At 35.7% G+C, this 6,113-nt stretch carries 6 protein-coding genes; 4 read left to right on the plus strand and 2 right to left on the minus strand.

Annotated elements, in window-relative coordinates:
• Together HRT72_04285 and HRT72_04290 are read left to right on the plus strand one after the other, a co-directional pair.
• On the plus strand, window positions 1–120 hold a 120-nt coding region (locus tag HRT72_04285; GenBank protein ID NQY66926.1), incomplete at its 5' end, for a transposase.
• 107 nt (window positions 121–227) lie between these two features.
• A complete protein-coding gene (locus HRT72_04290) occupies window positions 228–1,106 on the plus strand; it encodes a hypothetical protein (GenBank protein ID NQY66927.1) in 879 nt (292 codons plus the stop codon).
• A 20-nt stretch (window positions 1,107–1,126) separates the two neighbouring features.
• Here the strand turns inward: HRT72_04290 and HRT72_04295 are convergent, their stop codons facing one another.
• On the minus strand, window positions 1,127–1,843 hold the full coding sequence (locus HRT72_04295; GenBank protein ID NQY66928.1) for a T9SS type A sorting domain-containing protein: 717 nt from the start codon (window positions 1,841–1,843) through the stop codon (window positions 1,127–1,129).
• Window positions 1,844–2,127: 284 nt separating this feature from the next.
• Here HRT72_04295 and HRT72_04300 point away from each other — a divergent pair, with 284 nt between their 5' ends.
• Window positions 2,128–3,492 (plus strand): hypothetical protein, encoded by a 1,365-nt coding sequence (locus HRT72_04300; protein ID NQY66929.1) that lies wholly within the window; start codon window positions 2,128–2,130, stop codon window positions 3,490–3,492.
• Window positions 3,493–3,495: 3 nt separating this feature from the next.
• On the opposite strand, the gene HRT72_04305 is transcribed toward HRT72_04300, so the two are convergent.
• Window positions 3,496–5,358 (minus strand): ABC-F family ATP-binding cassette domain-containing protein, encoded by a 1,863-nt coding sequence (locus HRT72_04305; GenBank protein ID NQY66930.1) that lies wholly within the window; start codon window positions 5,356–5,358, stop codon window positions 3,496–3,498.
• Between the two features lie 217 nt (window positions 5,359–5,575).
• On the opposite strand from HRT72_04305, the gene HRT72_04310 reads away from it, so the two are divergent.
• Complete coding sequence (locus tag HRT72_04310) at window positions 5,576–5,740, plus strand: DUF1987 family protein (protein NQY66931.1); 165 nt, start codon at window positions 5,576–5,578, stop codon at window positions 5,738–5,740.
• The last annotated feature ends 373 nt before the right edge of the window (window positions 5,741–6,113 follow it).

The following is a 6,113-nucleotide window of genomic DNA, read 5'->3' on the forward strand; positions in this document are numbered from 1 at the left end:
AGAAGTACAAATGCTTCTGCGGAATCTTTCAATTCTAAAATAAAGGCATTTAGAGCACAATTTAGAGGTGTTAGGAATGTAGAATTTTTCCTTTTTAGGCTGGAGAAACTTTTTGCTTAATTTTTGAAAACAACAACTTTTTATATTGATCCAAAAAAAGCCATTATCTTTAGCGCCAATAGATAGTAATAAACCAACTTTAAAAGCCCTAAGCTCTCTATAGCTTCATGAAGCATCTAATTCTCATATTTCTTTTAATCCCACTATTCTCCTTTAGTCAATGGAATGCTACAGACGACAAGAAAGAACCTTTATCAAACTATGCGATGGTCGGTAGAACAGAGTTCATCGGTATGTATACTCAGAAGGGCAAGAAAAACAAACTTATAATTAAGGCTAATGGGAAAACAAGAAGAAAATTCAAGTTACCAGAAGATACTTTGTTAAACAGATTAAAAGGCAGATGGACAGAAGTCAATAATACTATAACTTTTACTTACGTGAAAAAGAAAATAGAAACGATAGCCCATTATAACATTGAAGAAAATTGTCTCACATACACAGATAAGACAGACTGTCTATTTATTAAAAAAGAAAAACCTTTTCAATTAAACACCTCTTTGCAATTTCAACCGTCAATATTATGGAAGCCAGGATATGTATCAATTAATCCTGCCTTTTCAATCCTATATAAAGAGCGATTTGCAGCTTCATTGGGGCCAACAGTTAGTAGATTCTTTATAAAAGGAATCGGATTTACTACTGGAATAAATTACAAGATTATATCAAAAAAGAAATACTCTATAGGCATAGATGCTATATACCTTTGCAATTTAAAATCAGAATCTAGCGCTGGTAGAGGCGAAACAGTTCTAACAACTTATTCAATCCCGTTATCCCAATTTACGGCAACCGGTATTTCATTCGATTACAAATTTGAAAACCAAAATAGGATTAGAATTACACCAACTTATTACGCCCCAATTAAAACGTACAGTTCGGTGCTTACGTTTGGAATAAGAGATGAGAATTTAGAAAAAAAGATTAATACCCGATTCAAAGCATCTTTCGGATTACACTTTACAATATTGGTGACTCATTTATGAGAATACCAATGCCAAGTAGCCTATCTCTTTAAAATTTTAACCGAACCAGAACCTGTAGAAAGGATATACATACCGCTAGCAACGTTCGATAAATCTATCGTATTAGCGTTCTTAACATCTAGTATGCCATTCCCTAGCAAATCCAAAACTTTCCCAGTTACCTTTTGATTTAAGTTTACTAATCCTGAAGTTGGATTAGGTGATACAGAAAGAGCTTCAATAGTAGAAAGATTTTCTACTCCCACACCAATACAACTCCCAACACCCGAACCATCAATTGTAATATTAATGTTAAACGTATATGGATAAACAAAAGCATTACTAAATCTTAAATCCATGTTTACAGCAATTACATATAGCCCAGATAATGTTGGAGTTCCTAAAAACTTCATACAACTAATTGAGGTCCCTGTTATACCTGACGGTTGAAATACACACGATGCATCTTCACACACATATGAAATTCCAGGAGGTAATCCTGTAACACTAGTTACCCAAGCAGAGTCTAAACTGAGTGTTACCATGGCACCAATATTTACTGTTGTATCATTAGGATATACAAAAGTTGACGTTTCATCATATGGTTGATTTTCACATCCATTTTCTTGCACAGCAGGCCATATCCCTACACTCGTGTACGCCTCATCCGGTGTACAAAGACCAACACCAGCTGACACACTTACTGAAAAAATCAGTTGACCAACTGCCAACAAGAATAATGCAAGATGCTTTTTCATAATATTTTAACTGAAGCTAAAAATAAGACAATTAAATTCTTTCGAACCATTTCAAATTTGAAATTGAATTAAATTTTACTTTTTCTTCCACTATCCGTAAATGCAGGTATTATTCATGAATACAACCGCTTAACTAAAATAGGCTCGAATGCCATTTAATTAATATCTATTATTAAAAACTTACTTTAGGGTATATACACAAAACAGGGTATACTTATGAAAGATTTGCTGCAATTTCTGTCGACATTGCAATAAAAAACGAGCAACATAATTAATTTATTACCATGAGATATTTAGCCTTATCACTACTATTAGCATTCACAATTTCAGTCGGTTTTGCAGGATGGGAAGCACTTCCCAATTCCCCCAAAGGAGGTTACTGGAATCACGATGATATTGTATTTTGGAATGATAGCCTTGGATGGGTCTGTGATATTTCTGGGAAAATATACAAAACTACAGATGCAGGTGATAGCTGGGATCTTGTAAAAGACAGCCCAGGTACTTCTTTTAGAGCAATGGCTTTTATTTCTGATTCAATTGGCTTTGTGGGTACGTTAGGGCCTGGTGACTGGGTAGATCAAACTTCTGATGACACATTAATGTATAAAACAATTGATGGCGGCCTAACCTGGAGTTCTGTCACAAATATTCCGAACAATGTTCCTATCTCTGGAATATGCGGATTACAAGCTATTGACAGTCTAAATATTGTAGGCGTCGGACGATATGACGGACCTGCTGCTTTTATTAAAAGTAGCGATGGAGGTGTAACATGGCAAACATTTGCCGTTCCCCTAGCACATGGTTTAGTAGATGTCCATTTTTTCTCGCCCGATACTGGCCTAATATGCGGAAGAAAAGATTGGAGAAGCACAATATATTACACAACAGATGGTGGTCAAAGTTTCGTAGAAGTTTCCAATACAGAATATGATCACGTTTGGAAACTTTTCTTTCTAGATAGATATGAAGGGTTTGGTCAAATTTCAGCGTACTCAGATGGTGAAAGATATTACATGCATACCATAGATGGCGGATTAACATGGGCGAAAGTGTATTATACCGGACCTAACCAGAATTACGAAGGGCTAGGAATAGGATTCCTAAATTCAAATATCGGCTGGGCTGCTGGAGGAAATAGAACATGGCAAACTATAGATGGTGGAACAACATGGGAAAAGATTCAAATAGATCAACCCTTCAATGATGTAATAAATCGATTTATAAAAATTAACGATACTACCATGTATGCAGCAGGTGTAAGGATTTACAGATTTGTTCTTGAGGCGGAAGATACACTTGTAACACCAGATTCGGACCCAGTAGATCCATTAGAATCAATAAACGACAATGAATTTAACAATTCTCTTTGCACAATTTCATGCTCACCAAATCCTATAAATGGTCAGGCTAAAATTACATATATAGTGCCTGTAGATGGCCACGTGTCTATTGGCATTACGAGCATCGGAGGAAGAGTTATCGAGTTATTGGTTGACGAAAAACAAAGAGCAGGAACTTACACTATTAATTACAACCCTAGTTATAACGAGAAATTTGTTGGCTGCACAATACTTACCGGACCGTACAGAAGTAATGTGAAAATTTTAAATATAAATGGCGGTAATTTTCCGACAGATTACTAGAGGCTAACTTAGTTCAGAGAGTTCTAACCAACGATCGGTTTTAGTGTCTAAGTCGACTAGGAGTTCGCTTAAGTCTGCTGACAAAGCCATTATTTCTTGCGTGTCTAATTCACCTGTTGATAGTTCTAATTCTAAGCGAGTCTTTTTATTCTCCAATAGCGGCATATCTACTTCGAGTTTTTCTAATTCCGCTTTTTCTTTAAAACTAAGTTTGGTCTTTTCCTTAGTAGGTTTTGATTTGGCAACTAATTTAATTTGAGTATTGACAGTGTTATCCTTTTTTAAATTAAACTTCTGCTCTTCCCTCCATATCGTATAGTTACCAAGAATATCTTTAATCTGCCCCTCACCTTCAAAGACAAATAAGTGATCAACTATTTTATCCATAAAATACCTATCGTGAGTAACAACAATTAAGCAGCCTTTGAAATTCTCAAGATATTCTTCAAGAACATTCATTGTAAAGATGTCCAAGTCGTTCGTTGGCTCATCGAGAATCAAGAAATTCGGATTTTTAACCAATACTGTTAGTAAATAAAGTCTTCTTTTCTCACCACCACTTAGGGTTTTAACATACTGGTAATGCATATGAGATGGAAAAAGGAACCGCTCCAAGAACTGACTGGCACTTACTTTCCTACCTCCAACTACAGGGATAACTTCAGCAATATCTTTTACTATTTCAATTACTCTTTTATCATCCTTCAGTTTCATTCCATCTTGACGGAAATATCCAAAAGTAACGGTCTCGCCAGTAGCAATTTTTCCGCTATCAGGCTCTAATTGCGAAGTAATCATATTCAAAAAACTAGATTTACCTGTCCCGTTTTTCCCTACTATACCCAATTTTTCTAGTCGCTGAAAGTTGTAACTAAACTTATCTAGAACATTAACGTCACCGAATGATTTACTCACTTTATGAAATTCAACAGTCTTAGTACCCAGCCTATTCATAGTAACTTCAAGGTCTAACTCATCTTTACTAATTCTTTTAGTTGCCTTATCCTGCAGATTATAGAAGGCACCTTGCCTTGATTTCGATTTGGTCGTTCGAGCTTTAGGCATTCTTCGCATCCATTCTAATTCTGTTCGCATTAGATTTTTAGCTTTCGTAATATTCGTTTGCTCAAGCTCCTCACGCTCTGCCTTTTTCTCCAAGAAATAGCTATAATTACCAGTATACTTATAAAGGTTTCCCTGATCCAATTCTATCATATGGTTGCAGATTACCTCAAGAAAATAACGATCGTGCGTTACCATCAACACGGTAGATGCATTTTTCGACAAGTATTTCTCTAGCCATTCAATCATATCCAAATCCAGATGATTGGTAGGTTCGTCTAGAATCATAAAGTCCGGATTCTGCGCAAGAACTCGAGCCAAAGACAGCCGTTTGATTTGGCCTCCAGAAAGGCTTCCTATTTTCTGTTTAGGCAGATCTACTTTTAATTCATTTAGTATCTGATCTAAAGACAGTTCAACTTCCCAGCCGTTGAAGTTCGACATATCTTCAAAAGCATCTTCCATCTGCTTCCCTTCAATGTTATTTTCGACGCAATAGTTGTAGCTTTTAATTGCTCTAAAAACAGGATTATTCCCATCATAGATAACTTCCTCAACAGTTTTGGATTCGTCAAAATTTTCGTTTTGAGATAAAAAGCCTATCGTAATATCATTTCTATATATAACGGAACCACTATCTGGCTCTTCTTCGCCAGCAAGAACGCGTAGCAATGTTGACTTCCCAGTCCCGTTCTTCGCGATCAGACCAACCTTATCCCCTTTATTCAGACCAAATGATATACCTTGGAATAGCTCCTTTATACCATATGACTTTGATAAATTCTCAACTGACAAATAATTCATAGCTGGTAAAGATACCACAATCTGTGATGGAGACATACCAACGAAGTTTTGAGTTTCACTTCTTTTAATGCAACTTGATTATTAAGACTTTAACATAAAGTTTAATGCTACATAACTTAATTATTGAAGCAGACGAGAGAACTCCTTATCTTAATTTTAATGCAAATTCAGGAGTTTTTTTTTTATTGATGGCAAATTAATGCCACCAAACCCTCTTATGTTTTTTCATGAAATATTTGATTGGCTAAAAGCCTACGCAAAGAAGCCTGCAAAGAAAATGACTCTAAATATCAGAATCTACTATTTAAGTTCTGCGTCCGCCAAATACTTTCTAACGCTCCTCGAATTCCTTAATGATCTTTCATGTATCCAGCAACCATGATGTAGTGATTAATTGGCTCTATGACCAGCGAAACGCTCTTAAAGAAGTTGGTAGTGATTACAAATCACTGCTATCAATTCCTTTTAATTTGATTCCAGACAAACATAAAGCATAAAAAAAGGCCTCTATTTCCATGGAGACCTTTTATAATATTCTTTTTGTCCCGTCCTGAAATAGCGTTACACAAATTCAGTAACCCTATGAAAGACAGTAATTATATAAAATCGTACTCAGAGAGATTATTCGTTATCCTTAAAACTTCAAATAGTTCAAGAAATAGAACGAGGAGAGCTATCGACCCATGGAGCTCTTAGGAAATATGGAATCCAAGCCAGATCTACCGTTGTAGGTTGGTTAAGAAAACATGGTAAAT

It is taken from the genome of Flavobacteriales bacterium (assembly GCA_013214975.1).
Classification (GTDB): Bacteria; Bacteroidota; Bacteroidia; order DT-38; family DT-38; genus DT-38.

What these genes read in the sequence shown, in the direction of transcription:
- HRT72_04290 (NQY66927.1), top strand. Translation starts at nt 228, where the DNA reads ATGAAGCATCTAATTCTCATATTTCTTTTAATCCCACTATTCTCCTTT.
- HRT72_04295 (NQY66928.1), bottom strand. Translation starts at nt 1,843, where the DNA reads ATGAAAAAGCATCTTGCATTATTCTTGTTGGCAGTTGGTCAACTGATT.
- HRT72_04300 (NQY66929.1), top strand. Translation starts at nt 2,128, where the DNA reads ATGAGATATTTAGCCTTATCACTACTATTAGCATTCACAATTTCAGTC.
- HRT72_04305 (NQY66930.1), bottom strand. Translation starts at nt 5,358, where the DNA reads ATGAATTATTTGTCAGTTGAGAATTTATCAAAGTCATATGGTATAAAG.
- HRT72_04310 (NQY66931.1), top strand. Translation starts at nt 5,576, where the DNA reads ATGTTTTTTCATGAAATATTTGATTGGCTAAAAGCCTACGCAAAGAAG.